At 42.5% G+C, this 1867-nt stretch carries 2 protein-coding genes; both read right to left on the reverse strand.

Translation table 11 applies throughout. The features are described from left to right. Window positions 1–626 (reverse strand): hypothetical protein (locus tag HRT75_RS14720; RefSeq protein ID WP_291188373.1); only part of this gene is annotated, 626 nt, incomplete at its 3' end. Window positions 627–783: 157 nt separating this feature from the next. Next, the coding region (locus HRT75_RS14725; RefSeq protein ID WP_291188376.1) for a S1 RNA-binding domain-containing protein at window positions 784–1867 on the reverse strand (1084 nt) is incomplete at its 5' end.

The following is a 1867-nucleotide window of genomic DNA, read 5'->3' on the forward strand; positions in this document are numbered from 1 at the left end:
GAGCTACAATAGTTTTTAGCACTGTCCAGGTCTGTTTTGGCTTCTGATAGTCTTCCTGCCTCTAATCTTAAATTTGCAGATGAAATAAATAGATATCCTTTTAACTCTGCCTCATTGAGCAGTTCACAATCATTAAGGAGCTTAAATCCGTTATCAATTAGAGTTTGGCTTTTCTCAAGTTTTGAAATCTTACGATATGCTATACCCGTTCGCCAAAGGACATTAAATTTCTCCTCAGGTTTGAATTGATTCGGGTGTTGTTCGACCAGAGATAAATACATTTCTCCTGTTTGAGTCGATTTGCCGGAATGAGAAGAGGAGGTGGAATAAATATGGTTGACCCAAACCAAAGTGGAAGTTAGAGCTTCAGGGAAGGTTTCGCTATAATGGGTTAACTGGGGGTAAAAATAATGATCTACATGTTCTAATGCTTCTGGAAACCGATTGTCTGTCAACATCTTCTTGATATCCTCTCCGTATTTGATTAAGCTCTGTTGGTTCAGTAATCTATCGGGTGGATAGATCTCATTGAGATCCATTGGTTGCTCTTGGGCGTAGAGCTGCCCAGAAATAAAGATGTAAATGATTAGCGCTAATAATTCGGTAATGTTTTTTACAGCGTCCATAATGCTTGGTTTTTTAGGGAAAAGCAGTGTTTAAATAGCGTACCTGCTCTAAAATACCAAATAAAAGAAAATACAAAAAAGGTCTGCTGCCTTTACGGCAACAGACCTAATCAATTCTATAAAGTTGAAATGGCTTTAATAAAGCACTATTTCATTTTTAGCTATCACTGTCGTCATTGTCTTCCAGCTGATCTTTTAGTTGGCTGAATACGTCCAGATCACCCAGCGTAGACTTTTCAACTGTAGATTGCTGTTTCTTGATTGCCTGACGAGTTTGCTTGCGCTCCTCCTGCTTTTCTTTGCGTACTTCGTCTTTCGCTTCGCGGCGAATATCGTCAAGATAGCGCATGTGAGAAACAAGAATTCGCTTATCATCGCGGTTGAACTCAATCACTTTAACGGTTAGTGTTTCGTCAACTTCGGCCAACTGTCCATCCTCTTTACGGATGTGCTTAATTGGTGCGAAAGCTTCAAGGCCATAAGGCATTTGAACAATAGCACCACGATCATCCCGGCGTACAATTGTTCCTTCGTGGTAAGAGCCTACAGGGAATACATTTTCGAAAGTATCCCATGGGTTTTCTTCCAGTTGCTTGTGGCCAAGAGACAATTTGCGGTTGTCCTTGTCGATTTCGAGGATCATAATATCGATGCTCTCTCCCACTTTTGTGAACTCAGAAGGATGAGAGAAACGCTTAGTCCATGAAAGATCAGAGATGTGGATCATACCACCGATACCTTCCTCAAGCTCAACAAAAACACCATATGGGGTAAGGTTTTTAACTTCTCCGCTGTGGCGGCTGCCTTCAGGGAAGTTGTTTTCAATCTCACTCCAAGGGTCCTTAGATAGCTGCTTGATAGAAAGCGACATCTTACGATCCTCACGGTCAATGGTAACAATCTTCGCTTCGTACTCCTGATTCAGTTTGAAGTACTCCCGTGCATTGATTGGCTGATTACTCCAGCTTACCTCAGAAACGTGGATAAGCCCTTCTACACCAGGTTGTATTTCAAGGAATGCACCGTAGTCTTCAATGTTTACGATCTTACCTTTAGCGGTAGAACCTTCGCCAAGGTCGCCAGGTAATACCTCCCACGGATGTGGCTGCAGTTGCTTCAGGCCAAGAGAAATCCGCTTCTTGTTCTCGTCGAAGTCGAGTACAACAACATTGATTTTCTGGTTGAGTGCCAGTACTTCGCTTGGGTGGCTGATGCGGCCCCAGGAAATGTCAGTGATGTAA

The sequence above is a fragment of the Gilvibacter sp. genome, from assembly GCF_013214815.1.
Classification (GTDB): Bacteria; Bacteroidota; Bacteroidia; order Flavobacteriales; family Flavobacteriaceae; genus Gilvibacter.